The organism is Thauera humireducens, assembly GCF_001051995.2.
Classification (GTDB): domain Bacteria; phylum Pseudomonadota; class Gammaproteobacteria; order Burkholderiales; family Rhodocyclaceae; genus Thauera; species Thauera humireducens.
The window spans coordinates 1,953,773-1,978,931 of the sequence record NZ_CP014646.1; the positions used below are offsets into that span (position 1 = coordinate 1,953,773).

The window sequence follows — 25,159 nt, forward strand, 5'->3', positions numbered from 1 at the left end:
ATGAGTGTCCGCACACGCGCCTTCGTCGCCTTCGGCGCCAACCTCGGCGATCCGGCCGCGGCCTTCGCCCTCGCACTGCGGCGCCTCGGCGAACTGCCCGACTCCGATGTCGTCGCCCAGTCTTCGCTGTACCGTACGGCCCCCGTGGGGGTCGAAGGCCAGCCCGACTACATCAACGCCGTGATCGAGCTCTCCACCGCCCTGCCCGCCCGCCCGCTGCTCGAGGCGCTGCTGGCGATCGAGCATGAGGGCGGACGAACGCGCGACTTCCACATGGCACCGCGCACGATGGACCTCGACCTGCTGCTGTATGGCGATGCCGTCCTCGACGAGGAGGGCCTGCAGGTCCCGCATCCGCGCATGCACCTGCGCGCCTTCACGCTCGTGCCGCTGGCGGAGATCGCGCCCGACGTGATCATTCCCGGACGCGGCCGGGCCGCGGACCTGCTGCCCGGCGTCGCCGCGCAGCAGATCGCACGCAGCTAGCGCCATCGCCCACCTCTTCCATTCCTGCGTTAACCGATCATGCCCGCCTGGCTCCAGTCCGCCACCACGGCCGTCAGCGCCAGCCCCGTCTGGCTGCAGACGGCGCTGCTGCTGACCGCTTCCAACGTGTTCATGACCTTCGCGTGGTATGGCCACCTGAAGAACATGCAGGGCAAGGCCTGGTACGTGGCCGCGCTGGTGAGCTGGGGCATCGCGCTGTTCGAATACCTGCTGCAGGTCCCGGCCAACCGCATCGGCGCCACGGCGCTGAGCCTCGCGCAGCTCAAGATCATGCAGGAAGTGATCACCTTGCTGGTGTTCATCCCCTTCGTCGTGCTGTACATGAAGCAGCCGATCAAGCTTGACTATCTCTGGGCCGCCTTGTGTATGCTTGGCGCGGTCTACTTCATCTTCCGCAGCTAGGGCGGATCGAGGACCGGTCACGCACATGCTCGAAAAAGCACACTACATCGTCGTCGAAGGTCCGATCGGCGCCGGCAAGACATCACTGGCCAGGCGTCTGGCAGCGCACCTGCAGTCCGAAACCCTGTTCGAGCAAGGCGAGTTCAATCCCTTCCTGTCGCGCTTCTACCAGCATCCCGAACGCTGGGCGATGGCAACGCAGCTGTCCTTCCTGTTCCAGCGCATCGATCAGCTCGCCGCCCTGGGCCCGATATCCGACGAGCGCCGGGTCGTGTCGGACTTCATTCTCGACAAGGACCGCCTGTTCGCGGAGCAGAACCTCAGCGAGGACGAACTGGCGCTGTACCAGCGGATCTCCGACAGCGTGCGCCCGCCCGATGCACTCAAGCCCGACCTCGTCATCTACCTGCAGGCGCGCCCCGACACCTTGATGGAGCGCATCCGCAAGCGCGGCCTCGATGCCGAACGGCGCATCACCGAGGCCTATCTGCAGCAGGTCGCCGACCGCTACACGCGTTATTTCTACCAGTACGACGCGGCGCCGCTGTTCATCGTCGATGCCGGCCAACTCAATCCGGTCGACAGCGACGAGGACTTCGAGATGCTGCTCACCCGCCTGCGCGACATGCGCGGCTACCGCGAATTCTTCGGTTACGCCGGGTAAACCCTTTCCCACATTCGGTCGCAATCGACTTGTGCGTTGCACCAAATTGGTGAAAACTCCGGCCTCCCATCAGGAGCGATCTATGAGTTACCTCCAGGATCAGAAGCCCGTTACCCTGTTCGAGTTGGGCAAGATGCGCGCCGAAGGCCGCAAGATCGTCATGCTCACTGGCTACGATGCCAGCTTCGCCGCACTGCTCGGCCGCGCCGGCGTCGACGTCGTGCTGATCGGCGACTCGCTCGGCAACGTGCTGCAGGGGCAGAAATCCACGCTGCCCGTCACGCTCGAGCACATGGCCTACCACACCGAATGCGTGGCGCGCGCCGGTGCGCGTCCGCTGGTGCTCACCGACATGCCCTTCGGCACCTACCACGAGAGCCGGGAGCAGGCCATGCGCAACGCCGCGCGCCTGATGGCCGCCGGTGCCCAGATGGTCAAGATCGAGGGCGGCGAGTTCATGGCCGAGACCGTGCGCTTCCTGGTCGAGCGCGGCGTACCCGTCTGCGCCCACATCGGCCTGACGCCGCAGTCGGTGCATCAGCTCGGCGGCTATCGCGTGCAGGGCCGCAGCGACGAAGGCGCAGCGCGCCTGAAGGCCGACGCCCTGGCGCTGGAACAGGCCGGCGCCGCACTCATGGTCATGGAGATGGTGCCCGCCGCCCTCGCCGGCGAGATCACCGCCAGCCTCACGACGATGGCCACCATCGGCATCGGCGCAGGCGCCGGCTGTGACGGCCAGGTGCTGGTGCTCCACGACATGCTCGGCATCTTTCCCGGGAAGACGGCGCGCTTCGTGCGCAACTTCATGGATGGCGCCAGCAGCATCGAGGACGCCGTGGCGCGCTACGCAGCCGCGGTGCGCGACGGCAGCTTCCCCGCCCCCGAACACTGTTACTGAGCGTCGCGCGCGACGTCCACGACCCGAACAACGGTTTCCGCATGCAGATCCATCACACCATCGAAAGCCTGCGCGCCGCCCGCGCCACTGCCGGCAAGGTCGCCCTCGTCCCCACCATGGGCAACCTGCACGAAGGCCACATCACGCTGATGCGCCAGGCCGGCGAGAAGGCCGACTGCGTGATGGCCAGCATCTTCGTCAATCGCCTGCAGTTCGGCGTCGGCGAGGACTTCGAGCGCTACCCGCGCACGCTCGCAGCCGACTGCGAGAAACTCGAGGCCGCGGGCGTGACCCACGTGTTCGCGCCCGACGAGGCGGAGATGTATCCGCAGCCGCAGCGCTACCACATCGATCCGGCGCCGGCCCAGGTCTCCATCCTCGAGGGCGAGTTCCGGCCCGGCCATTTCCGCGGCGTCGCCACCGTCGTGCTGAAGCTGCTCAACATCGTGCAGCCGGACATCGCACTGTTCGGCAAGAAGGACTACCAGCAGCTGATGGTGCTGTCGAACATGGTGCGCGAGATGGCGCTGCCGGTCGAAGTGCTGCCGGGAGAGACCGTACGCGCCGACGACGGCCTGGCGCTGTCTTCGCGCAATGGTTACCTGAGCGCCGACGAGCGCGCCCGTGCGCCGCTGCTCTACCGCCTGCTGTGCCGCATTTGCGACGCGGTGCGGTCCGGCGACCACGACCTGCTCAAGCTCGAGACCGACGCCATGGACGAACTTGCCGCGGCCGGCTGGGCGCCCGACTACGTCGCGGTGCGGCGTCGTGCCGACCTGCAGCCGCCGGTGCACATGGACGACCCGCTGGTCGTGCTCGCCGCCGCACGTCTTGGCCGCACCCGGCTGATCGACAACATCGAAATCTGAGCCCTCGCAGCCATCAGGGTTCGTCCCTGCTTGCACTCGACCGCGCTTCGTACCACTCTATGCAAACCGGGCTGCTTGCCGCATGTCGGCAGACAGCTCTGTCGCGCACAAACCAAGGAGGGAGAAGAACGATGACGACGAGCGTCAAGCAGGTTCTTGAGCAGAAAGGCAGCGCATTCCACGCCGTGCGTCCTACCGATTCGGTGTTCGATGCGCTGTCGCTGATGGCGCAGTTCGATATTGGCTCGGTGATCGTCACCGATGGTGACCGACTGCTGGGTATCTTCACCGAACGCGACTACGCGCGCAAAGTGGTCCTGAAGGGCCTGCTGTCGCGCGATGTGCGCGTGGGCGACCTGATGACCCCCAATCCCTGCACCGTCACGCCGGCGCACACCGTGGACGAAGTCATGCACATCATGACCGACAACCGCTTCCGGCACGTGCCGGTCGTCGAGCACGGCAGGATCGTGGGCATCGTGACGATCGGCGACATGGTGAAGTCCATCGTCAGCCAGCAGCAGGCCACCATCAAGCAGCTCGAAAGCTATATTGCCGGCGACCTGGCGGCCGAGTGAGGCGCCCCCTTCGCGCAATGCAGAACGCCGGGTCGAAAGCCCGGCGTTCTGCATTGCAGTGCCCCGTTTTGCGACAGGCGCTCAGTCCAGCGCCTTGCCGACGACCTCTGCAACGTCGGGCGACAGGTCCGGACTGGCCAGCACGCGCTCGAGTTGCGAGCGGATGCTCGCCTGCAACGCCGGCACGAAATGGCGCCAGTTTTCCAGCGCGCGCGCCATGCGCGCTGCGACCTGCGGGTTCTTCGCGTTGAGCGCGATCACCTGATCGGCCCAGAAGACGTGCCCGCTGCCGTCGGCGGCATGGAATTCGCCGGGGTTGGCACGGAAATAGGTGCCCAGCAGCGCATAGACCTTGTTGGGGTTCGACAGGCTGAAGGCCGCATCCGCCATCAGCGCCTTCACCCGCGCCAGCGTGGGCGCGGCGGCGGCGTCCCAGCGCCAGGCGCCGGCCTGCAGCGCGAACCACTTGTCGAGCACCAGCGCATCGTCGCGGTAGCGCGCGTGGAAGGCGGCCAGCACCGCCTCGCGCGCAGGGTGCGTGCTCTGCACCAGCGCCGCGAGCGCACCGAAACGCTCGGTCATGTTGGTCGCCCCCTCGAAGCGACGCTGGGCGAGCGCCAGCCCTTCGGCATTGCCCGCCGCCGCCAGATAGCGCAGCGCCAGGTTGGCGAGCGCGCGGCGACCGGCATCGCCCGGGTGGTAGCGGTACGGGCCGGGCACCTGCATCGCCTCGCAGGTCGAGAGCCATTCGGCCGCGAGCGACGTCCCCAGCGTGCGCATCAGCCGCACGAGCGCCGCCCGCAGCGCCAGCGGATCGGCCGGCTTCATGCGCTCGAGCAGATAGGCCTCGCCGGGCAGCGCCAGCGCCTGCGCGCGGAAGGCCGGGTCCAGCGCGGCGTTGCCGAGCAGCGCGCGGAAGGCGTCGAGGAAGGCGGCCGGCACGCCAGCCGACGGGTCGGCGGCCATCGCCAGCGCCACGCGCTCGGCGTAGCGCTGCGCGGCGTCCCAGCGATTGCAGGGATCGGCATCGTGCGCCATGCGGAAGGCGAGGCGCGCATCGTCCTCGTCGAGTTCGAGGATCACCGGCGCCGAGAAGCCGCGCAGCAATGAGGGCACGGGCTCGGCGGTCAGGCCGACGAAGCGGAAGCTCTGCGACGCCTCGGTGAGCTTGAGCACGCGCGTCGTGGGGCCCGGCTGGGATTCGCCCTCGAGCTGCAGCGGGCAGTCGCGCCCGTCCGGTCCGATGAGGCCGGCCGCCACCGGGATCACCAGCGGCAGCTTGGCGTGCTCGCCGGGTGTCGCCGGCGTGCTCTGGGCCAGCGTCAGCGTGTAGCTGCCATCGGCGGCATTCCACTGCCCGCTGGCCTTCACCCGTGGCGTACCGGCCTGGCTGTACCAGTGCATGAACTGGTCGAGGTCGAAGCCGTTGTTGGCCTCGGACATCACCTCGACGAAATCGTCGCAGGTCACAGCCTGGCCGTCGAAGTAGCTGAAGTAGAGATCCATGCCGTTGCGGAACCCCTCGGGCCCCAGCAGGGTGTGCAGCATGCGGATGACTTCCGCGCCCTTCTCATACACCGTGGCGGTGTAGAAGTTGTTGATCTCCTGGTAGCTGTCCGGGCGGATCGGGTGCGCCATCGGCCCTGCATCCTCGGGGAACTGTGCAGCGCGCAGCACACGCACATCGTCGATGCGCTTGACCGCGCACGCGGAAGCCGCGCCCTCGGCACCCGCCGCACGCGCCAGCATGTCCGCCGAGAACTGCTGGTCACGGAAGACCGTGAGTCCTTCCTTCAGCGTGAGCTGGAACCAGTCGCGGCAGGTGACGCGGTTGCCGGTCCAGTTGTGGAAATACTCGTGCGCCACCACGCTCTCGACGTTCTCGTAATCGACGTCGGTAGCGGTGTCGGGCTTGGCGAGGATGAACTTGGTGTTGAAGATGTTCAGCCCCTTGTTCTCCATCGCCCCCATGTTGAAGTCGGCCACGGCGACGATCATGAAGCGGTCGAGGTCGAGCTCGAGGCCGAAGGTCTCCTCGTCCCAGCGCATCGAATGGACGAGCGAGTCCATCGCGTGCTCGACGCGGTCGAGATTGCCTGCTTCCACCCACACCTGCAGCAGCACCTCGCGACCTGACATCGTCTCCACCGTGCGCTCGTACGCGACGAGGTCTGCAGCGACCAGCGCGAACAGGTAGGACGGCTTCGGGAACGGGTCTTCCCACTTCGCGTAATGGCGGCCACCCGGTAGTTCGCCCTGCTCGACCAGGTTGCCGTTGGACAGCAGCACCGGGCAGGTCTTGCGGTCCGCCTCGAGCGTGACGGTGAAGCGTGCCATCACGTCCGGACGGTCGGGAAAGCAGGTGATGCGGCGGAAGCCCTCGGCCTCGCACTGGGTGAAGAAGCCGCCGTTCGACAGGTAGAGGCCCGACAGCGTGGTGTTGGCCTTCGGGTTGATGCGGGTCTGAACCTCGACGACGACGCGCTCGCCGTCGGCCTCGATCTCGAGCAGCGCACCCTGCTCGCGCACGGCCTGCGGCGCCTGCCCGTCGACGGTCAGCGACAGCCGTTCGAGATCCTCGCCCCACAGCCGGATCGGGCCGGCCTCGGCTTCACGGTTGCGCACGCACAGCATGCGGTTGGTCACGACGGTGGACTCGGGCTCGAGACGGAAATGCAGATCGACGGTCTCGACCTTCCAGGCCAGCGGCTGGTAGTCGGCGCGCTGGATGCTTGGGGCGTGTTCTGTTTTCATTGTTTCTCCGGCTCCGCGCACGGGCGCGGAAAGGCATGAGTGTACGCTGCACGCCCGATGACGCACAGCGTGAAAGCCGCAGGGGATCGAGCGTGACGCTCAGCCCGCGCTGCCGTCGATGACCAGCACGTCGGCCGTGGACTGGGCGAGGACATGTTGGGTGACACTGCCGAGCAGGAGTTCCTCGAGCAGCCCGACCCCGCGCTTGCCGATCACGATCAGGTCGCAGTCCTGCTCCTGTTCCTGGTTCAGGATCTGCGAGGTCGCCTCGCCGTGGAGCACGAGGCGCCGCACGCGATGCGCGTCCACGCCCGTCAGCGCGACAAGATCGTTCATCTTTGCGGTTGCATCGCGCCTTGCATGGACGCGCAGGTTGGCGAGTTCGCTTTCCTCGACCCCGGCGTAGCGCAGCTTGCCCTCGAACGGCACCTCGAAGGCGTGCAGCAGCACGTACTCGGCCTGTGGCGCAACGGCATGTGCAAGCGCCAGGGCCTCGACCGAGCGGGGCGAGAAATCGACCGGCAGCAGCACGCGGCGGTAGGTCTCGTGCGGCACCTGCTTGACCACCAGCAGCGGGCGACTGCTGGTACGCAGCACCCGCTCGGTGGTCGATCCGACCAGCAGTTCGCGCACGAAACCGGCGCCGCGCGCGCCCATCACGACCAGATCGGCGTCAATGGCGTCGGCGTGACTGCCGATCTCGCCGCGCACCGACCCGACGCCGAGCTGCACGTCGGGCTTGGCGCCATAGCGCTGGCCGATCTCGCCTGCCAGGGTCTCGACCTCATCCCGCACTTCCGCCAGCAGCCTTTGCTCCAGGCTCGCAGACTGCGCATCGAGCAGATGACGAAATGCATCGAAAGCACTCACCGACACGACGTGCTGCAGGCACAGTCGGGCGCCCGACTCGGCCGCCATCAGCGCGGCGCGTGCGACCGCGTGGCGGGCCAGGGCGGACAGGTCGGTGGTGGCAAGGATGGTGCGCAGTTCACGCATGGCACGGGCTCCTAGGATTGCGGGGGTTGGGTGTCTTGCGGCACGGCGGACGACGCCGCACGGTGCGCATCCTCGAAGGCGATCTCGGCAGCAAAGCTGCGCGCGGCGTAGTCCGCAGCGTCGTTGAACGGGTTCAGCACGCGGTTGACGCCCGCTGCATCGAGTGCGCGACCATGGACCTCGTCACGCACCACCCCCGCGACGCGTCCGCGGAAGCCGGCCTCCTTCAGCGCGTTGAGAAAGGCGCGATTCGACTCCCACTGGGGGAAGGTCGTGATCACCCAGCGCACCTGCTGCAACGGGAGCGACTCGAGGAAACCGGGATCTTCGCCATCGCCATAGCGCACGGGCTGTCGCAGCTTGCGCAGCTCGCGCACGGTCTCCGGGTCGAAATCGACACCGAGCACCTCGATACCGGCCTGGCGCAGCTGCCGCATCAGGCGGGAGCCGTAACGCCCCATGCCGAACACGATGATGTCGGGATCGCCCGCGGGCCGCCCCAGGCGCTCCACCGCCAGTTCGCGAAACGGGCGCTTGCGCTCGAAGACGCCGAGCCAGGGTGCAAGCTTGCCGTAGAGCACGTGCGAGAACAGGATCATGTAGGTCGACATCATGATCGTCACCAGGCCAACCAGGGTGGTAAGACCCAGCGCCTCGATTCCGACATGGCCCAGGGTGATGCCCATGGCGACGAACACGATGGAGAACTCGCTGATCTGCGCCACCGTCAGACCAGCGAGGAAGCCCGTGCGCTTGCGATACCCCATGTAGCCCATGATCGCCATCACGATCAGCGGATTGCCGATCAGCACGAACAGGGACAGCACGACCGCAGGCCAGAGCTCGCCCCCCAAGGTGGAAAAGTCGAGTTCGGCGCCAAGGTCGACGAAGAAGAACAGCAGCATGAAGTCGCGAATGCCGGTGAGGCGCGCATTCATCGCCTCGCGGTAGGCAGTCGAGGCCAGCGAGAAACCGGCCATGAAGGCGCCCGCCTCCTTGCTGAAGCCGGCCCACTCGCCCACGGCCGCCAGCCCGGTCCCCCAGGCGATGGCGAAGATCAGCAGCGACTCCTGGGAACGCGCCATCGCCTCGACCAGGCGCGGCAGGACGAAACGCATCAGCACGAACATCAGCGCGGCGGCCCCCGCAAGCCGCAGCAGCAGCGAGCCCGCCACCTCGACCACCGCGGCCTCGCCTGCCCCGCGCAGCGCGCTCATGGCCATCATCGCCAGCACCACGGCCACGTCCTGCACGATGAGGAAGCCGACCGCGATGCGGCCGTGCAGCGAATCGAGCTCGTGCTTGTCCGACAGCAGCTTGACGACGATGATGGTGCTGGAAAAGGTCAGCGCCACCGCGACGTAGATCGCCTCCATCACGTCCTTGCCCATCAGCAGGATGAGAACGAAGCCGAAGACGATGGTGAACGCCAGCTGCCCGAGCCCGGTCGCAAGCGCAACCGGGCCGATGTGGCGGATGTGGTGCAGGTCGAGCTTCAGCCCGACGACGAACAGCAGCACCGTGACGCCGATCTCGGCCAGCAGCGCGATCTGGTCGTGCGCCTTGACGATCCCGAACACCGCGGGCCCGACCAGGATGCCGACCACGATGTAGGCGATCAGCACCGGCTGGCGCAGCCGAACCGCAATGGCACCGGCCACCGCCGAAATCAGCAACAGCAACGCGAACTCGGCATAAGGCCCATGGGCCATCAGTTCCTGCATCAGGCGCCCCCGTTCGTTCTCCTCCCCATCTTACGACGAACGATGGCCTTCTCGGCCTCGACCAGCAGCAGCAGCGCCACGCCGAAGCCGAGGATGCGCAACCAGGCTGCCAGCGGCAGGCCCGCGGTGCCGAACAGGGCCTGCATCGCCGGCAGGTAGGTGAACAGCGCCTGGCACGCGAGCAGCAGACCGATGGCCCACAGCACGTAGCGATTGCCGAGGAAACCGTCCAGATTCAGCACCGGACCGGTGAGACTGCGCATGTTGAAGAGATAGAACACCTCGCCGATCAGCACCGCATTGACCGCTGCGGTGCGCGCCACCTCGATGCTGGCGCCCTGTTCCAGCTCCCACAGGAACATGCCCATGCCCCCGGCCACCAGCAGCAGGCCGACGAAGACGATGCGCCAGATCAGGAAGCCCGTGAGCAGCGGCTCGCGCGGATCGCGCGGCCGCCGCCGCATGATGTCGGGCTCGGCGTCCTCGAACGCCAGCGCCAGCGCCAGCGTGACCGCGGTGATCATGTTGACCCACAGGATCTGCGCCGGCGTGATCGGCATCGTCAGTCCCAGCAGCACAGCGAAGAACACGATGCCGGCCTGGCCGACGTTGGTCGGCAGGATGTAGGCCACCGCCTTCTTGAGGTTGTCGTAGACCGTGCGCCCCTCCTCGACCGCTGCGGCGACGGAGGCGAAGTTGTCGTCCGCGAGCACCATCTCGGCGGCTTCCTTGGCGGCCTCCGTCCCCTTGTGGCCCATCGCCACGCCGACGTCGGCACGCTTGAGCGCCGGCGCATCGTTGACACCGTCGCCCGTCATCGCCACCACCTCCCCACGCGCCTGCAGGGCCTGCACCAGGCGCAGCTTGTGCTCGGGGCTGGCGCGGGCAAAGATCTCGGTGTCCATGACGATCTGCGCGAGCGCCTCATCGTCGAGCGCCTCGATCTCGGCGCCGGAGAGGGCGCGCACTTCGCGCGCCAGGCCAAGCTGCTGGCCGATCGCCTTTGCGGTTGCGGCGTGGTCGCCGGTGATCATCTTGACGTGGATGCCGGCGGCAAGGCAGCTGGCAACCGCCTTGACGGCCTCGTCGCGCGGCGGATCCGTGATGCCGAGCACCGCCAGCATCACGAAATTGCCGCACTCGACGTCGTCGAAACCCAGGCTCGCGTTGCGACCGGATTCGCGCCGCTCGGCCACCGCCAGCAGCCGCATGCCTTCGCCCGCGGCTTCGTCCATCGCCTGCTGCCAGGCCTCGGCATCGAAGGGCTGTGGCACGCCGTCCAGGCCAAGACAGGTCGAGCACAACTCCAGCACGCGCTCCGGCGCGCCCTTGAGCAGGATGTGCGCGTCGCCCGCATGGTCGTGGTGCAGCGTGGCCATGAAGCGGTGCTCGGACTCGAACGGAATCACGTCGTCGCGCGGCAGCTCATCCCGCTGCAGGCGCGGATCGATGCCGGCCTTGAGGGCAAGCGTCACCAACGCGCCCTCGGTCGGATCGCCTACCACGCGCCAGTCCTGGTGCTCCAGCGTCAGCTCCGCGTCGTTGCACAGCAGGGCCACACGCCCGATCTCGGTCAGCAGCGGCGCCCGGTCGGGCGACAGCTCGTGCCCCTCGCGCTCGAAGCCGCCCCGCGGAGCGTAGCCGGCGCCGCTGACATCCAGCCGGCCATCGGCGGTGATCACGCGCTGCACCGTCATCTCGTTGCGGGTGAGCGTGCCGGTCTTGTCCGAACAGATCACGGTGACCGAGCCGAGCGCCTCCACCGCGGGCAGCCGGCGGATGATGGCGCGTCGCCGCGCCATGCGCTGCACGCCAATGGCGAGCGTGATGGTCATGATCGCCGGCAAGCCTTCGGGAATCGCTGCCACGGCCAAGCCGACCGCAGCAAGGAACATGTCGCCCGGCGCATACCCGCGCACCAGCGTGCCGAAGGCGAAGGCCGCGACCGCCACGGCAAGGATGACCCAGGTCAGCAGCGCACTGAAGCCGGCCATCTGGCGCAGCAGCGGCGTGGTCATCGATTCGACGGCCGTCAGCATTGCGCTGATGCGACCGATCTCGGTCTCGGCCCCGGTCGCCACCACCACTCCGCTGCCCTGGCCATACGTGACGAGCGTCCCGGAATAAGCCATCGAGCGCCGGTCGCCGAGGCTCGCGTCGTCGGCCACGGCGTCCGCCGACTTTTCCACCGCCAGCGACTCGCCGGTCAGCACCGCCTCCTCGATGCGCAGGCTGCGCACGTCGAGCAGGCGCAGGTCGGCGGGCACCTTGTCGCCGGAAGCGAGAAAGACGATGTCGCCCGGCACCAGTCCGACCGCCTCGATCTCCTGCCGGCGGCCGTCGCGCAGCACCTGCGCCCGCGGCGACAGCATGTCGCGGATGGCGTCCAGCGCGCGCTCGGCCTTGCCCTCCTGCAGGAAGCCGATGACGGCGTTGATCACCACCACGCCGAAGATCACGCCCGAATCGACATGATGGCCGAGCAGCAAGGTGATCACGCCGGCTGCCAGCAGCACGTAGATCAGGACGTTATGAAACTGCAGCAGGAAGCGCTTGAGCGGCCCGGTGCGTGGTGGCGTCGGGAGGGCGTTGGGGCCGTGGCGGACGAGACGCGAGGCGACCTCGTCGGCGGCCAGGCCTTCATGGCGGCGGACATCGAGGTCCGCCAGGCAGTCCTGCGCACTGAGGGCGTGATGGCGGCAACGACCATCGGCGGGGGGGCGGGAAGACGCATTCGTCATGGTATGGAGGACGCGCACGACGGTCGCGGCGACCGCCCCACCACGCCGCTTCAGTGGTTGTACTCCCTGATGCTACCGCCCCGCCATGACAAAAGTTCCCCTGCACGGCCGCTTTCGCGTCTCCGCCGAAGCGGCTGCGCTGCTCAGGCCTTGGTGGCAGGCGGCAGCAGCACGATGCAGGTGCCGCTCAGGCGGTCGTGCAGGAACTGTCGGTCGCGATCGACCAGGGCCCACAGCAGACCGATGCCGAACAGCAGCACGGAGGGCCAGCACAGTGCGTAGCGCAGCCAGCAGCGTGCCGCTGTGGGATGGCACCCCTCCTGCGCATCGACCAGCTTGAGCCACCAGGTCTGCATGGCAAGCGTCTGGCCATGGCGGCGCCAGTACCAGACGAAATAGGCGCCGAGTACGGCGAAGATGTGGAGCCAGGCGAACCAGCCCGGCGGTGCGATCTCGAAGCCGACGCCCAGCATCAGGTAGGGGACGAGGAAGGTCAGCGCCAGCACGCCCAGCAGCAGCATCGATTCGTACAACATGCTCGCCAGGCGCCGCCTGAGCCCGGCAAGCTCGACGGGCGTACGTTCGCCGCGCGGCGCCACAGGGTCGGCCGGGGCGGCGACCGCCGCTGCTTTCGGGGAGTTGCGCTTCATGAAGGGATCCGAACGTGTTGCACCTGCAAAGCCCTCCCCCGCAAATGGCGGACCGACTTCGAGGCAGGAGAAATGGAAAAGGAAGGACGACCGGGCGATCGACGCAACCCCCGATCGAGGCCACCGGGCCCGACACGCTGCGCCTCACCGGCCGGAACTCGTTCAAACCACGTGGCTGCACGATCCGGCAGATGCAAAAAGGATGCCGACCGCGACGTAAGCTGCCATTCTCAAGGCGGCACCGAATTCGCCACAAGCCGCATCAGCCTTGACCAAACCCGATGTGGCCGGTAACGTTTCGCGTTTCTTCAAACGACTTGTCGAGCGAGCTTGCGATGGTGCTTACCGGAGCCGAAATTGTAATCAGGTGCCTGCAGGAAGAAAAGGTCGAGTATGTCTTCGGCTATCCAGGCGGCGCCGTGCTGTACATCTATGACGCTCTGTTCCAGCAGGAGGCCGTTCGTCATGTCCTGGTGCGCCACGAACAGGCGGCCGTGCATGCTGCCGACGGTTACGCGCGCAGCACCGAGAAGGTCGGCGTCGCACTGGTGACGTCCGGCCCCGGCGCCACCAATGCCGTCACCGGCATCGCCACCGCATTCTGCGACTCGATCCCGATGGTGATCATTTCCGGTCAGGTGCCCACCGCCGCCATCGGCCAGGACGCCTTCCAGGAAGTCGACACCGTCGGCATCACCCGCCCCTGTGTGAAGCACAACTTCCTGGTCAAGGACGTGCGCGACATCGCCACGACGATCAAGAAGGCCTTCTACCTGGCGAAGACGGGCCGCCCGGGCCCGGTGCTGGTCGACATTCCCAAGGACGTGTCGATGCACAAGTGCGAGTTCGAGTATCCGAAGGAGATCTCGATGCGCTCGTACAACCCGGTGGTCAAGGGTCACTCGGGCCAGATCAAGAAGGCCGTCCAGCTGCTGCTCGAAGCCAAGCGCCCGATGATCTACACCGGCGGCGGCGTCGTGCTGGCCAATGCGGCCGAACAGCTCACCAAGCTCACCCGCCTGCTCGGCTTCCCGATCACCAACACGCTGATGGGCCTGGGCGGCTACCCGGCCAGCGACCGCCAGTTCCTCGGCATGCCCGGCATGCACGGCACCTACGAAGCCAACATGTCGATGCACTACTCCGACGTGCTGCTGGCCGTCGGCGCCCGTTTCGACGACCGCGTCATCGGCCTGCCCTCGCATTTCGCCGAAGAGCCGCGCAAGATCATCCACATCGACATCGACCCGTCGTCGATCTCGAAGCGCGTCAAGGTCGACGTCCCCATCGTCGGCGACGTGAAGGAAGTGCTGGAAGAGATGATCCGCCAGCTCGAGTCCGGCGAAGCCCGCCCCAACCCCGAGGCCGTGGCCGCGTGGTGGAAGCAGGTCGAAGAGTGGCGCGGCCGCAACTGCATGGCGTACAAGAATTCGGACGAGATCATCAAGCCGCAGTTCGTGGTGCAGAAGCTGTGGGAAGTGACCGGTGGCGAGGCCATCGTCACCTCCGACGTCGGCCAGCACCAGATGTGGGCCGCGCAGTACTACCGCTTCGACAAGCCGCGCCGCTGGCTCAACTCCGGCGGTCTGGGCACGATGGGCGTGGGCATGCCCTACGCCATGGGCGCCAAGCTCGCCAACCCGGACATGCAGGTCGCCTGCATCACCGGCGAAGCCTCGATCCAGATGAACATCCAGGAACTGTCGACGTGCAAGCAGTTCCGCCTGCCGATCAAGATCTGCAACCTGAACAACCGCTACCTGGGCATGGTGCGCCAGTGGCAGCAGCTGTTCCACGGCCAGCGCTACTCCGAGTCCTACATGGATTCGCTGCCCGACTTCGCCAAGCTGGCCGAATCCTATGGCCATGTCGGCATCCGGGTGGACAGGCCGGGCGATGTCGAGGGCGCGCTCCGCGAGGCCTTCACCACGCACAAGAACGATCTCGTGTTCCTGGACTTCCAGATCGACCAGACGGAGAACGTCTATCCGATGGTGCAGGGCGGCAAGGGTCTCACCGAGATGATCCTGTCTGCCGAAGACCTGTAATCGCCCTCCTCCCGAACTCCGGACCGAATCCATCATGCGTCACGTCATTTCCCTCCTGATCGAAAACGAATCCGGCGCCCTGTCGCGCGTCTCGGGACTGTTCTCGGCGCGCGGCTACAACATCGAGTCGCTCACCGTGGCCCCGACCGAAGACGCCTCGATGTCGCGGATGACCATCGTCACCACCGGCTCGGACGACATCATCGAGCAGATCACCAAGCAGCTAAACAAGCTGATTGAGGTGGTCAAGGTCGTCGACATTTCCGAGGCGGCACACATCGAGCGCGAGCTGATGCTGGTGAAGATCCGCGCCACCGGCAAGGACCGCGAGGAGATCAAGCGCACCGCCGACATCTTCCGCGCCCGCATCATCGACGTCACCGACGCGTCCTACGTCGTCGAGCTGACGGGCAACCAGAGCAAGCTCGATGCCTTCATCGGCGCCATCGACCCTGCGCTGATCCTCGAGACCGTGCGTTCGGGCGTGTGCGGCATCGGCCGCGGCGACCGCGTACTGAAGCTGTAAGCGCGTTTTCCGTCCGGCGGGCGGGGCATCCGCGCGCGCGCCGGCAGCAACACCCGTTCCACATCCCGACCCAGAAAGCGAAAAGGAAAGACATGAAGGTTTATTACGACAAGGACGCCGACCTCTCCCTCATCAAGGGCAAGAAGGTCACCATCGTCGGCTACGGCTCGCAGGGCCATGCCCACGCCCAGAACCTGTCCGACTCCGGCGTCAAGGTCACCGTCGGCCTGCGCAAGGACGGCTCGTCCTGGGACAAGGCGAAGGCTGCCGGCCTCAAGGTCGAAGAGATCGCCAAGGCCGTCAAGGGCGCCGACGTCGTCATGATCCTGCTGCCGGACGAGAACATCCCGCAGGTCTACAAGGAAGAAGTCGAGCCGAACATCAAGAAGGGCGGCGTGCTGGCCTTCGCGCACGGCTTCAACGTGCATTACAACCAGGTCGTGCCGCGCGAAGACCTGGACGTGATCATGGTCGCCCCGAAGGGCCCCGGCCACACCGTGCGTTCCGAGTACCTGCGCGGGGGCGGCGTGCCGTCGCTGATCGCGGTGTACCAGGACAAGTCCGGCAAGGCGCGTGACATCGCCCTGTCCTACGCTGCTGCCAACGGCGGCACCAAGGGCGGCGTGATCGAGACCAACTTCCGCGAAGAGACCGAGACCGACCTGTTCGGCGAACAGGCCGTGCTGTGCGGCGGCGCCGTGGAGCTGGTGAAGATGGGCTTCGAGACCCTGACCGAAGCCGGCTACGCGCCGGAAATGGCCTACTTCGAGTGCCTGCACGAGCTCAAGCTGATCGTCGACCTGATGTACGAAGGCGGCATCGCGACGATGAACTACTCGATCTCGAACAACGCCGAATACGGCGAGTACGTGACCGGCCCGGAAGTCATCAACGAGGAATCCCGCAAGGCCATGCGCAACGCCCTCAAGCGCATCCAGACCGGTGAGTACGCCAAGATGTTCATCCAGGAAGGCAAGACCAACTACCCGAGCATGACCGCCCGCCGCCGTCTGAACGCCGCCCACCCGATCGAACAGGTCGGCGCCCAGCTGCGCGAGATGATGCCGTGGATCAAGGCCAAGGCCCTGGTCGACAAGTCGAAGAACTGATCTTCGCTGCGTCCCCGTGACGCACAGGGGCCGGTGCCGCGCAACGCGGCCCCGGCCCTTTTCCATTGTGGCAGGCAACATCCGGAAATCCGGATAGCACGCCGCATGCGCTAGAATCGAAGCTCCTGAGTAGAAGAACGAGACACAGTGGCCCACCCCGACCGTACGCCCCTGCTGCCGCTGGAAAAGCGACGCCGCGGCATCTACATCCTGCCGAACCTGTTCACCACGGCGGCGCTGTTCGCCGGCTTCTACGCCATCGTGCAGGCCATGAACCAGCGCTTCGAGGTCGCCGCGGTCGCGATCTTCGTCGCCATGGTGCTCGACGGACTCGATGGACGGATCGCCCGTCTCACCCACACCCAGAGCGAATTCGGCGCCGAGTACGACTCGCTGTCCGACATGGTTTCCTTCGGCGCCGCCCCTGCGCTGGTCATGTACGAATGGGCGCTGCAGGATCTCGGCAAGCTCGGCTGGATCGCGGCCTTCATCTACTGCGCCGGCGCGGCTTTGCGGCTGGCGCGCTTCAACACCAACATCGACGTGGTCGACAAGCGCTATTTCCAGGGCCTCCCCAGCCCCGCTGCCGCCGCGCTGATCGCGGGCATGGTGTGGGTCGGCATCGACAACGGCTTCAGCGGTAACGAGCTGCGCGGCTACGCCTGCGCGCTGACGATCTTCGCCGGCGTATCCATGGTCAGCAACGTGTTGTTCTGGAGCGGCAAGAGCATCAACCTGCGCAAGAGCGTGCCCTTCATCGTCGTCATCGCGCTGGTGCTGGTCTTCGCGCTGGTCTCCAGCTATCCGCCGGGCATCCTGTTCGGCCTGTTCCTGATTTACGCCGCCTCCGGCTACGTGATGTGGCTGCTGCGCTGGAAACGCAAGCACGACCGGAACGAGACGGGCACCGCCCCGCAACCCGACAACACGGCACCGCCCGCAGCCGGCGACGATGCCGAGCCCCCGCCGAGGAGCTGACCATGAAAGACGCCCTGATCATCTTCGATACCACCCTGCGCGACGGCGAACAGAGCCCCGGCGCCTCGATGACGCGCGAGGAGAAGCTGCGCATCGCCCGCCAGCTCGAGCGCATGCGGGTCGACGTCATCGAAGCGGGTTTCCCCGCAGCCTCACCCGGCGACTTCGACGCGGTCCGCTCGATCGCCGAGGCGATCAAGGAATCCGCCGTCTGTGGCCTCGCCCGCGCCAACGAAAACGACATCCGGCGCGCGGGCGAAGCCATCCGCCCCGCCGCGCGCGGCCGTATCCACACCTTCATCGCCACCAGCCCGATCCACATGGAGAAGAAGCTGCGCATGACGCCCGACCAGGTCGTCGAGCAGGCGGTCAAGGCGATCGGCTGGGCGCGCGAGTACACCGACGACGTCGAGTTCTCGGCCGAGGACGCAGGGCGCTCGGAGATCGACTTCCTGGTGCGCATCTTCGACGCGGTGATCCAGGCCGGCGCGAAGACCATCAACGTGCCCGACACCGTCGGCTACAACGTGCCGGAGCAGTACGCCGCGACGCTGCGCACGCTGATCGAGCGCGTACCGAATTCGGACAAGGTGGTCTGGTCCGTGCATTGCCACAACGACCTCGGCCTCGCCGTCGCGAACTCGCTCGCCGCGGTGCGCGCCGGCGCCCGCCAGGTCGAATGCACCATCAACGGCCTGGGCGAACGGGCGGGCAACGCCTCGCTCGAGGAGATCGTGATGGCCGTGCGCACCCGCGCCGACGTCTTCCCGGTCGAGACGCGGATCGACACCACCCAGATCGTCCCGGCGTCCAAGCTGGTGTCGCAGGTCACCGGCTACCCGGTGCAGCCGAACAAGGCCATCGTCGGCGCCAACGCCTTCGCCCACGAGTCAGGCATCCACCAGGACGGCGTGCTCAAGCACCGCGAAACCTACGAGATCATGCGTGCCGAGGACGTGGGCTGGGGCGCCAACAAGCTGGTGCTCGGCAAGCATTCGGGCCGCAACGCCTTCCGTGCCCGCCTGCAGGACCTGGGCATCGAGATCGAGGGAGAGGAGCACCTGAACCACGCCTTCTCGCGCTTCAAGGAACTCGCCGACAAGAAGCACGAGATTTTCGACGAGGATCTGCACGCGCTGATGCGCGACGAAACGGTCACGCCGGAAACCGAGCACTTCCGCCTGGTCTCCAGCCGCTTCCATTCCGAAACCGGGGAAACGCCGCGTGCCGAGCTGACGCTGGTCATCGGCGGCGCCGAGCATCGCGCCCAGGCCGAAGGCTCGGGTCCGGTCGACGCCGCCTTCAAGGCGATCGAGACCGTCGCGAGCAGCGGCAGCGAATTGCTGCTGTATTCGGTCAACGCGATCACCACCGGCACCGACGCCCAGGGCGAGGTCACCGTGCGCCTGTCCAAGAACGGGCGCGTGATGGATGGCCAGGGCGCCGACACCGACATCATCGTCGCCTCGGCCAAGGCCTACCTCAACGCCCTGAACAAGCTGCAGAGCAGCGCCCAGCGCCTGAATCCGCAAGTCTGAACGGGCGCCCCACACAACAACGCCCCGCGTGCCAGACCGGCCGCGGGGCGTTGTTCATGGGCGTTCGCCAGCGCCGGGCGACAACCACCGGGCTGTCGTACTCCGCAGCCCCCTAGTCCACGACCTTTTGCTGGCGCGACGGCGCCGTGTTGCGCGCATAAAGCATGGTGCTGAAGAAAAGCAGCACCGACAGCAGGATCTCGATGCCGGCCAGAGTGGCCGTCAGGCCGGGGTCGCTGACGCGCAGCACGCCTTCAGTCAGGTACAGCAGGGACAGCATCGAGAGCCACTGATAGGTGTAGCGCCTGCCGCGCAGCACGCCGAACACCGCGGGCAGCAGCGGCACCGCCTTCAGCATCATCCACGAGCCGCCGGGCCGCAACGGCGCCAGCCAGGCCTCCCACAGCACGCACAGGCCGATCAGTGCCAGCAAGCTGGCGCAGGCGACGAAATACAGCAGGCGCGGGCTCATCAGCGCGCTCCCGCGAGGCGCAAGGCCGTTTCAGCCAGGCGACGCCCCTGGGCGCGCGCCAGCTCGACTTCCTCTGCGGTCAGCGCGGGCGCCCCATCCGCCCCGGCGACATGGGTCGCACCATAGGGCGTGCCGCCACTGCGCGTAGCGTTGAGCGCCGGCTCCGAATAGGGAATGCCGAGCAGCAGCATGCCGTGGTGCAGCAGCGGCACCATCATCGTCAGCAGAGTGCTTTCCTGGCCGCCGTGCAGACTGGCGGAAGACGAGAACACGCTCGCCGGCTTGCCCGCCAGCGTGCCATTGACCCAGGCACCGGCCAGGCCATCGAGGAAATACTTCATTGGCGCCGCCATGTTGCCGAAGCGGGTCGGACTCCCCAGCGCCAGCCCGGCGCACTCCTCGAGATCGCGCACCTCGACGTAGGGCGGGCCGTCGGCCGGAATCTCGTCCTCCACCGCCTCGCACACCGTCGATACCCGCGGCACGGTCCGTACCCGCGCCGCCGCACCGGGCACCTGATGTATACCGACGGCAATCTGTTCGGCCAGTGCGCGAACCGAACCGCGATGGCTGTAGTAAAGGACGAGGATTTCCTGCATGACGGACCGTAATCGCTAGAATGCGGGAATTATACCGTCCGCACCGCCCCTGCCCGGCGTCGCCTCATGAACCTGCACGCCCTGCGCGATTTCTTCCTGCTGCTGGCCGAACGCTTCGCTTCCACCCGCGGCCCCCAGGTCGCAGGCAGCCTGGCATTCACCACCCTGCTCGCGCTGGTGCCGCTGATCACAGTCACCCTCACCGTTTTCGGCAACCTGCCCGGCATGGACCAGATCGGCGACTCGGTCCGCAGCTTCCTGCTGCAGAACCTGCTGCCTGAGCGCGCAGGCCACATCATCGCCACCTATGCCCTGCAGTTTTCAGAGCAGGCCGGACGCCTGACCCTGATCGGCATCGGCCTGCTGGTGCTGACCTCGCTGATGCTGCTCGGCACCATCGAGCAGGCCTTCAACCACATCTGGGGCGTCCGCCGTCCGCGGCGCATGCTGACGCGCATCACGGTCGGCTGGTTCGTGCTGACGCTCGGCCCGATCCTCTTCGGCGCCTCGGTCATCGGCACCGGCTACGTCATCAGCACCTCGATGACCTGGTCGAACCACCTGCCCTGGATCGGCGAATTCACCGCACGCCTGCTGCCGCCCTTGCTGCTGTGCGCACTGTTCGGCTTCCTGTACTACGCGGTGCCCAACCATCCGGTGCGAATCCCGCATGCCATCGTCGGCGCCCTGGTCGCAGCACTGGTGTTTTTCCTGATGCAGCGCGCCTTCGGCCTGTTCATCGCGCGCTTCCCCTCCTACACGCTGATCTTCGGCACCTTCGCCGCGCTGCCGATCTTCCTCGTGTGGCTCTACCTGTCGTGGTCCGTGATCCTGCTCGGCGCACTGATCACCGCCACCTTGCCCGCCTACCTCGAGCGTCGCCGGCTCGCCGCCCCCTTTGCCGGCGACGAAGCCTGGGCCGCAACCGAGATCCTGTGCCGGCTTGCACGCGCGCAGCGGCACGGACGGTGCGTGGATGCGCAAGCGCTTGTGGAGTGCAGCGCACTGCCACCCCATCGTACCGACGGCATCCTCGAGCGCCTGCAGGAGGCCGGCTGGGTCGCGCGTACCGAAGAGGAAGGCTGGGTGCTGCGTAAGGCGCCGGACTCGATCAGGATGCGGGACGTCGTGACCCGCTTCGCGCTCGACCTGGATGGCTGGCGCCAGGCTGCGCCGACGGCGCACGCCCATGCGTTCGCGCGCCGCCTCGACCGCTCGCTCGACGCGGGCGACCTGAGCCTCGCAGAACTGCTGCAGCTGGCCGATCGCCCGGCCGACGCTCAGATCGGATAGGGGTCGATCTCGTACTGGAACAGCTCGACGCTGGCGGTCTGCATGTCCAGACCCAACGCACGCCCCTGGGCAACGTACAGCGGCGGCCCATCGCGCACGAACACGAAGCGCCGCGACACATAGGTGCCCGCGGGCGCGACGAACGCCGGATGGCGGCGCTCAGGTTCCATCGGCGGCAAGGCCAGCGCGGGCGCCACGCCATTGACCGACCCGCTGCGAAACCCCAACTGCACCGAGTAGTATGAGTGCGCGATGGTCTGCAACCCGATCTCGACCTGCTCAGGCGACTCGCTCCTGACCCAGCGCACGATGCAGACCGTCCATGGCTCCGTAGCACTCTTGCGCAGCCCCAGGACGATGCCCGGCGCGACCTCGCCCTGCACACCGGACACGTTCATGATTGCGTAACCGCCCGGGCTCTCGTTGCGCACCTGCCAGCCAACCACCCGGCCCGACTCACGTCGCCCGCGTCCCAGCTCCCACATGGCACGCAAGCCCGCACACACCTGCACCTCGTAGTGCTGCTCGCGCCTCACCCCGAGACGAAGCTGGGGTGCGACCCAGTGTTCGCGCATCCCCCGCAACAAGGCGAGAATCTCCGATGGCGTCAGCCCCGGCGGCAAGGTCTCGCCGCCGGCTTCGAGCGTATCGACCTCCGCCAGATGTCCTTCGGCCTCGGCCGCTGACATCCACGCTTCCAGACGTTCAATACGCTCATCCACCGCGCGCGCGAGCGGCCGCGGGTTCAGGAACCTCAATCCGGCCCGATCCAGCGGCGGAGGCTTGCGCGCCGACGGCAGCGGCCCTCCGTCCGCATCCGGATCGATCCACCAGGTCGAACTGCCTTGGGGCGGTGCATCGGGCGACATCTCGACGCCCGCAAGCTCCCCTTCGAGGTAGTCCGCCGTCCAGACGAGCTCCCGCGCGGTCAGTCGTTCGGGCTGCGCCGCCGCAATTGCGAGCATGCTGCGATACGCCCCATGCGCGGGCCTGAGTGCCGACAGGCGATGCGCAAGCTTCCACAGCCCTGCGGGCGGCTCGGCTGCGGACATCGCTGAGACCAGATACGCCTCGCGCAGTGCGGTCAAGGCAAGCGCTGCCGGCGCGCTTCCCTCGCCAGCGCCCTCAATACCTGCGGCCGCCCGCTCGCCGAGCCGATCCGCCAGCTGCAGCAGCGCACCGCAGAACTGCGTCGAAGCCACATGCAGGATCCGCGGCAACGGCAGCCCTGCAGCGAGCAAGCGCGCCCGGATCCGGCCACTGATGTCGAGCGCTCGCTCGACGAAGGCCAGGACCATGTCCCCATCCCGGGCCTCCGCGCGCGCAACGGGCAACCAGGCAACGAGCGCCGCCAGCACGCCAAGATCCGCAAGGGGATCGTCGGCGGGTTCACAGGCGAGCCACTCCAGAATCCGGTCGGCTCCCTCGGCAGTATCGGCAGGTGCAGACTCGATCATGGACAGGCACATCAGTTTGGGGAGGTCGTATTCTAGTCAATCTCGGGCGCCCCGACATGCGCCCCGCCGATTCTCAGCGACTCAAGAACCGATGAAGAGGCGCCGTGCGTCAGCCTGCCTTGCCATCGACAATAAATCTTGCCCTGCCGGAAGACTTCCCTTAAAATCCACGGCTTTTCGCATCTACCGATCAGGAACATTACAGATGGTCGTCATTCGCCTTGCCCGTGGTGGCGCCAAAAAGCGCCCGTTCTTCAACATCGTTGCCGCCGACTCGCGTAATCGTCGCGACGGCCGCTTCATCGAGCGCGTTGGCTACTACAACCCGGTCGCTTCCGGCGCCGAGAAGGGTCTGGTCGTGAACGCCGAGCGTCTGGCCTACTGGCAGCAGAACGGCGCCCAGCTGTCGCCGACCGTTGCCCGTCTGGCCAAGCAGGCCGCCAAGGCGGCTGCCTGATCAGCGTCGGTCTGCTGCGGCGGATCTGCGAATGATCGTACTGGGGCGCATTGTCGCCCCTTTTGGCGTTCAGGGCTGGCTCAAGATCCACCCCTTCGGCGATGACCCGACGTCGTGGCGCAAGATGCCCCAATGGTGGCTGTGCGCCGACGACAACGCCCCTGCCGAGCAGTGGAAACCCTACACGCTCAAGACGTGCAGGGCGCACGGCAAGGGACTGGTCGCCGCCCTTGGCGAGGTGGAGGACCGCAACGCGGCCGAGGCCGTCGACGGCTGGTACATCGGCGCACCGCGCGAAGCCTTGCCGACGACCGCCGAGGATGAGTTCTACTGGGGCGACCTCGTCGGTCTCGACGTTGTCAACGAGGCCGGAGAGCCCCTGGGATCAGTCAAGGGGCTGCTCTCGACCGGCGCGCACGATGTGCTGCAGGTCAGCGAGGGCGAAACCGAGCGCCTGATCCCTTTCGTCGCGGCCTACGTGCTCGACGTCGATCTTGCCGCACGACGCATCCGCGTCGCCTGGGGCAAGGACTGGTAAGGGCGACGGTGAAGGCCCAGGCTGAAACCGGCGCCGAACGGAAAGACACGACGATCGCAGTACCCGGCGGCCTCCGCCGCTACGACGTGATCACGCTCTTTCCGGAGATGTTCGCAGCCCTGACGGGTAGCGGCATCACGCGCAGGGCGATGGATCGCGGGCTGTATGCACTGGGTTTCCACAACCCGCGCGACTTTACCCACGATCCGCACCGCACGGTGGACGACCGCCCCTATGGCGGCGGCCCTGGCATGGTGATGCTGGCGGAGCCGCTGATGCAGTCGATAGCCGCGGCACGTGCCGCGCAGCAGGCTGCGACGGGATCGACAGGCAGGGTGATCTACCTGTCGCCGCAGGGTCGCAGGCTTGACCAGGCGGCAGTGCTCGAACTGGCCGCACAGCCGGGCCTGGTCCTGTTGTGTGGACGCTACGAAGGTATCGACCAGCGCGTCATCGACCGCGCGGTCGATGAAGAAGTGTCGCTCGGCGACTTCGTGTTGTCCGGCGGCGAGCTGCCGGCCATGGTGCTGCTCGATGCGATCGTGCGGCAACTGCCCGGCGCATTGAACACGGCGGATTCGGCGCTGGAAGACTCCTTCGCCGACGGTCTGCTGGACTGTCCGCATTACACGCGGCCAGAGGTGTATGAAGACGAACGGGTGCCCGACGTGCTGTTATCGGGCAACCACGCGGCGATCCGCCGCTGGCGGCTGAAGCAGTCCCTCGGCCGCACCTGGTTGCGCCGGCCCGACCTGCTGGCCGCGCGGCAACTGAGCAAGACCGAATTGAAACTGCTTGAGGAATTCAGGCAGGAGCAAGCCGGGGCCGAAGGCGGCAGCATCGCCTGACAGCCCTTTCATAAACGGCGCGCATCAGGTGGCGACCTGCTCTGCGGCCAGGCCGATGCAATGACAGAGGCCGACAACATTGATGGAGTGTCCGCAATGAACCTGATTCAGCAACTCGAACAGGAAGAAATCGCCCGCCTGACCCAGGGCAAGACCATCCCGGAATTCGCCCCCGGCGACACCGTGATCGTCCAGGTCAAGGTCAAGGAAGGCAACCGCGAGCGTCTGCAGGCGTACGAAGGCGTGGTGATCGCGAAGCGCAACCGCGGTCTGAACTCGGCCTTCATCGTCCGCAAGATTTCGTCGGGCGAAGGCGTGGAGCGTACGTTCCAGACCTACTCGCCGCTGGTGGCCGGCATCGAAGTGAAGCGCCGCGGTGACGTCCGTCGCGCCAAGCTGTACTACCTGCGCCAGCGTTCGGGCAAGTCCGCACGTATCAAGGAAAAGCTGGACTACAAGGCTGCCGCCGCCAAGAAGGCTGCCCAGCAGCAGGCTTGATCGCCGCCGCGGTGA

The 25,159-nt window shown here is 66.9% G+C and carries 24 protein-coding genes; 16 read left to right on the forward strand and 8 right to left on the reverse strand.

Annotation, left to right across the window (positions count from 1 at the left end):
* The 6 genes from folK to AC731_RS09260 all read left to right on the forward strand — a co-directional run bounded on the left by folK (window position 1) and on the right by AC731_RS09260 (window position 3,918).
* Window positions 1–486, forward strand: a complete 486-nt coding sequence (gene folK, locus AC731_RS09235; protein ID WP_048705470.1) for a 2-amino-4-hydroxy-6-hydroxymethyldihydropteridine diphosphokinase — start codon at window positions 1–3, stop codon at window positions 484–486.
* A 39-nt stretch (window positions 487–525) separates the two neighbouring features.
* Window positions 526–909 (forward strand): DMT family protein, encoded by a 384-nt coding sequence (locus tag AC731_RS09240; RefSeq protein ID WP_048705472.1) that lies wholly within the window; start codon window positions 526–528, stop codon window positions 907–909.
* Window positions 910–934: 25 nt separating this feature from the next.
* The gene (locus tag AC731_RS09245; protein WP_004261626.1) at window positions 935–1,573 is read left to right on the forward strand and encodes a deoxynucleoside kinase; all 639 of its coding nucleotides are present in this window, start codon (window positions 935–937) and stop codon (window positions 1,571–1,573) included.
* Between the two features lie 82 nt (window positions 1,574–1,655).
* Window positions 1,656–2,471 (forward strand): 3-methyl-2-oxobutanoate hydroxymethyltransferase, encoded by an 816-nt coding sequence (gene panB, locus AC731_RS09250; RefSeq protein ID WP_048705475.1) that lies wholly within the window; start codon window positions 1,656–1,658, stop codon window positions 2,469–2,471.
* Between the two features lie 41 nt (window positions 2,472–2,512).
* Window positions 2,513–3,340 carry a pantoate--beta-alanine ligase gene (gene panC, locus AC731_RS09255; RefSeq protein WP_004261619.1) on the forward strand — a complete coding sequence of 276 codons (828 nt, stop codon included), beginning with the start codon at window positions 2,513–2,515 and terminating at the stop codon, window positions 3,338–3,340.
* A 131-nt stretch (window positions 3,341–3,471) separates the two neighbouring features.
* Entirely contained in the window at window positions 3,472–3,918 is a 447-nt protein-coding gene (locus AC731_RS09260; protein WP_004261616.1) for a CBS domain-containing protein, read from the forward strand.
* An 81-nt stretch (window positions 3,919–3,999) separates the two neighbouring features.
* On the opposite strand, the gene pepN is transcribed toward AC731_RS09260, so the two are convergent.
* The 5 genes from pepN to AC731_RS09285 form a co-directional block, all read right to left on the reverse strand.
* Window positions 4,000–6,672 (reverse strand): aminopeptidase N, encoded by a 2,673-nt coding sequence (gene pepN, locus AC731_RS09265; protein WP_048705478.1) that lies wholly within the window; start codon window positions 6,670–6,672, stop codon window positions 4,000–4,002.
* Window positions 6,673–6,771: 99 nt separating this feature from the next.
* On the reverse strand, window positions 6,772–7,668 hold the full coding sequence (locus AC731_RS09270) for a universal stress protein (protein WP_048705481.1): 897 nt from the start codon (window positions 7,666–7,668) through the stop codon (window positions 6,772–6,774).
* A gap of 11 nt (window positions 7,669–7,679) precedes the next feature.
* The gene (locus AC731_RS09275) at window positions 7,680–9,392 is read right to left on the reverse strand and encodes a cation:proton antiporter (RefSeq protein ID WP_048705483.1); all 1,713 of its coding nucleotides are present in this window, start codon (window positions 9,390–9,392) and stop codon (window positions 7,680–7,682) included.
* Window positions 9,392–12,151 (reverse strand): cation-transporting P-type ATPase, encoded by a 2,760-nt coding sequence (locus AC731_RS09280; protein WP_156480687.1) that lies wholly within the window; start codon window positions 12,149–12,151, stop codon window positions 9,392–9,394. Before AC731_RS09280 ends, AC731_RS09275 begins: the two co-directional genes overlap by 1 nt.
* A gap of 125 nt (window positions 12,152–12,276) precedes the next feature.
* Entirely contained in the window at window positions 12,277–12,783 is a 507-nt protein-coding gene (locus AC731_RS09285; protein ID WP_082794289.1) for an RDD family protein, read from the reverse strand.
* A gap of 335 nt (window positions 12,784–13,118) precedes the next feature.
* Between AC731_RS09285 and AC731_RS09290 the strand changes: the two genes are divergently transcribed.
* From AC731_RS09290 to AC731_RS09310, 5 genes are all read left to right on the forward strand, one after another.
* Complete coding sequence (locus tag AC731_RS09290) at window positions 13,119–14,831, forward strand: acetolactate synthase 3 catalytic subunit (protein WP_048705487.1); 1,713 nt, start codon at window positions 13,119–13,121, stop codon at window positions 14,829–14,831.
* Window positions 14,832–14,865: 34 nt separating this feature from the next.
* A complete protein-coding gene (gene ilvN / locus AC731_RS09295) occupies window positions 14,866–15,357 on the forward strand; it encodes an acetolactate synthase small subunit (protein WP_004261596.1) in 492 nt (163 codons plus the stop codon).
* 92 nt (window positions 15,358–15,449) lie between these two features.
* Window positions 15,450–16,466, forward strand: coding sequence for a ketol-acid reductoisomerase (gene ilvC / locus AC731_RS09300; RefSeq protein ID WP_004261593.1), 1,017 nt, complete (start codon window positions 15,450–15,452; stop codon window positions 16,464–16,466).
* A gap of 147 nt (window positions 16,467–16,613) precedes the next feature.
* Complete coding sequence (gene pssA / locus AC731_RS09305; RefSeq protein ID WP_048705490.1) at window positions 16,614–17,444, forward strand: CDP-diacylglycerol--serine O-phosphatidyltransferase; 831 nt, start codon at window positions 16,614–16,616, stop codon at window positions 17,442–17,444.
* A gap of 2 nt (window positions 17,445–17,446) precedes the next feature.
* On the forward strand, window positions 17,447–18,982 hold the full coding sequence (locus tag AC731_RS09310) for a 2-isopropylmalate synthase (RefSeq protein ID WP_048705493.1): 1,536 nt from the start codon (window positions 17,447–17,449) through the stop codon (window positions 18,980–18,982).
* Window positions 18,983–19,094: 112 nt separating this feature from the next.
* Here the strand turns inward: AC731_RS09310 and AC731_RS09315 are convergent, their stop codons facing one another.
* Window positions 19,095–19,454: a DUF2069 domain-containing protein gene (locus AC731_RS09315; RefSeq protein ID WP_048705496.1), complete on the reverse strand. Its 360-nt coding sequence runs from the start codon at window positions 19,452–19,454 to the stop codon at window positions 19,095–19,097.
* Complete coding sequence (wrbA, locus tag AC731_RS09320; RefSeq protein WP_004261583.1) at window positions 19,454–20,053, reverse strand: NAD(P)H:quinone oxidoreductase; 600 nt, start codon at window positions 20,051–20,053, stop codon at window positions 19,454–19,456. The genes AC731_RS09315 and wrbA overlap by 1 nt, the downstream gene beginning before the upstream one ends.
* A gap of 66 nt (window positions 20,054–20,119) precedes the next feature.
* Here wrbA and AC731_RS09325 point away from each other — a divergent pair, with 66 nt between their 5' ends.
* Entirely contained in the window at window positions 20,120–21,346 is a 1,227-nt protein-coding gene (locus AC731_RS09325) for a YihY family inner membrane protein (RefSeq protein ID WP_048705499.1), read from the forward strand.
* Here the strand turns inward: AC731_RS09325 and AC731_RS09330 are convergent.
* Entirely contained in the window at window positions 21,334–22,803 is a 1,470-nt protein-coding gene (locus AC731_RS09330; protein WP_082794406.1) for a hypothetical protein, read from the reverse strand. The two genes, AC731_RS09325 and AC731_RS09330, sit on opposite strands and share 13 nt — an antisense overlap.
* Window positions 22,804–23,008: 205 nt before the next feature.
* Between AC731_RS09330 and rpsP the strand changes: the two genes are divergently transcribed.
* The 4 genes from rpsP to rplS all read left to right on the forward strand — a co-directional run bounded on the left by rpsP (window position 23,009) and on the right by rplS (window position 25,144).
* Window positions 23,009–23,260, forward strand: coding sequence for a 30S ribosomal protein S16 (gene rpsP, locus AC731_RS09335; protein ID WP_004261573.1), 252 nt, complete (start codon window positions 23,009–23,011; stop codon window positions 23,258–23,260).
* Between the two features lie 31 nt (window positions 23,261–23,291).
* Window positions 23,292–23,798 carry a ribosome maturation factor RimM gene (gene rimM / locus AC731_RS09340; RefSeq protein ID WP_048705504.1) on the forward strand — a complete coding sequence of 169 codons (507 nt, stop codon included), beginning with the start codon at window positions 23,292–23,294 and terminating at the stop codon, window positions 23,796–23,798.
* Window positions 23,799–23,905: 107 nt separating this feature from the next.
* Window positions 23,906–24,646, forward strand: a complete 741-nt coding sequence (gene trmD, locus AC731_RS09345) for a tRNA (guanosine(37)-N1)-methyltransferase TrmD (RefSeq protein ID WP_237266638.1) — start codon at window positions 23,906–23,908, stop codon at window positions 24,644–24,646.
* A gap of 96 nt (window positions 24,647–24,742) precedes the next feature.
* Complete coding sequence (gene rplS, locus AC731_RS09350; RefSeq protein WP_004261564.1) at window positions 24,743–25,144, forward strand: 50S ribosomal protein L19; 402 nt, start codon at window positions 24,743–24,745, stop codon at window positions 25,142–25,144.
* The last annotated feature ends 15 nt before the right edge of the window (window positions 25,145–25,159 follow it).

Coding starts and splice junctions, on each gene's coding strand:
- AC731_RS09310 (WP_048705493.1), top strand. CDS start 17,447: ATGAAAGACGCCCTGATCATCTTCGATACCACCCTGCGCGACGGCGAA.
- AC731_RS09245 (WP_004261626.1), top strand. CDS start 935: ATGCTCGAAAAAGCACACTACATCGTCGTCGAAGGTCCGATCGGCGCC.
- rpsP (WP_004261573.1), top strand. CDS start 23,009: ATGGTCGTCATTCGCCTTGCCCGTGGTGGCGCCAAAAAGCGCCCGTTC.
- rimM (WP_048705504.1), top strand. CDS start 23,292: ATGATCGTACTGGGGCGCATTGTCGCCCCTTTTGGCGTTCAGGGCTGG.
- AC731_RS09330 (WP_082794406.1), bottom strand. CDS start 22,803: ATGATCGAGTCTGCACCTGCCGATACTGCCGAGGGAGCCGACCGGATT.
- AC731_RS09315 (WP_048705496.1), bottom strand. CDS start 19,454: ATGAGCCCGCGCCTGCTGTATTTCGTCGCCTGCGCCAGCTTGCTGGCA.
- pepN (WP_048705478.1), bottom strand. CDS start 6,672: ATGAAAACAGAACACGCCCCAAGCATCCAGCGCGCCGACTACCAGCCG.
- AC731_RS09325 (WP_048705499.1), top strand. CDS start 20,120: ATGAACCTGCACGCCCTGCGCGATTTCTTCCTGCTGCTGGCCGAACGC.
- rplS (WP_004261564.1), top strand. CDS start 24,743: ATGAACCTGATTCAGCAACTCGAACAGGAAGAAATCGCCCGCCTGACC.
- panB (WP_048705475.1), top strand. CDS start 1,656: ATGAGTTACCTCCAGGATCAGAAGCCCGTTACCCTGTTCGAGTTGGGC.
- panC (WP_004261619.1), top strand. CDS start 2,513: ATGCAGATCCATCACACCATCGAAAGCCTGCGCGCCGCCCGCGCCACT.
- AC731_RS09285 (WP_082794289.1), bottom strand. CDS start 12,783: ATGAAGCGCAACTCCCCGAAAGCAGCGGCGGTCGCCGCCCCGGCCGAC.
- wrbA (WP_004261583.1), bottom strand. CDS start 20,053: ATGCAGGAAATCCTCGTCCTTTACTACAGCCATCGCGGTTCGGTTCGC.
- AC731_RS09260 (WP_004261616.1), top strand. CDS start 3,472: ATGACGACGAGCGTCAAGCAGGTTCTTGAGCAGAAAGGCAGCGCATTC.
- trmD (WP_237266638.1), top strand. CDS start 23,906: ATGTTCGCAGCCCTGACGGGTAGCGGCATCACGCGCAGGGCGATGGAT.
- folK (WP_048705470.1), top strand. CDS start 1: ATGAGTGTCCGCACACGCGCCTTCGTCGCCTTCGGCGCCAACCTCGGC.
- AC731_RS09275 (WP_048705483.1), bottom strand. CDS start 9,392: ATGCAGGAACTGATGGCCCATGGGCCTTATGCCGAGTTCGCGTTGCTG.
- AC731_RS09290 (WP_048705487.1), top strand. CDS start 13,119: ATGGTGCTTACCGGAGCCGAAATTGTAATCAGGTGCCTGCAGGAAGAA.
- ilvN (WP_004261596.1), top strand. CDS start 14,866: ATGCGTCACGTCATTTCCCTCCTGATCGAAAACGAATCCGGCGCCCTG.
- AC731_RS09240 (WP_048705472.1), top strand. CDS start 526: ATGCCCGCCTGGCTCCAGTCCGCCACCACGGCCGTCAGCGCCAGCCCC.
- AC731_RS09270 (WP_048705481.1), bottom strand. CDS start 7,668: ATGCGTGAACTGCGCACCATCCTTGCCACCACCGACCTGTCCGCCCTG.
- ilvC (WP_004261593.1), top strand. CDS start 15,450: ATGAAGGTTTATTACGACAAGGACGCCGACCTCTCCCTCATCAAGGGC.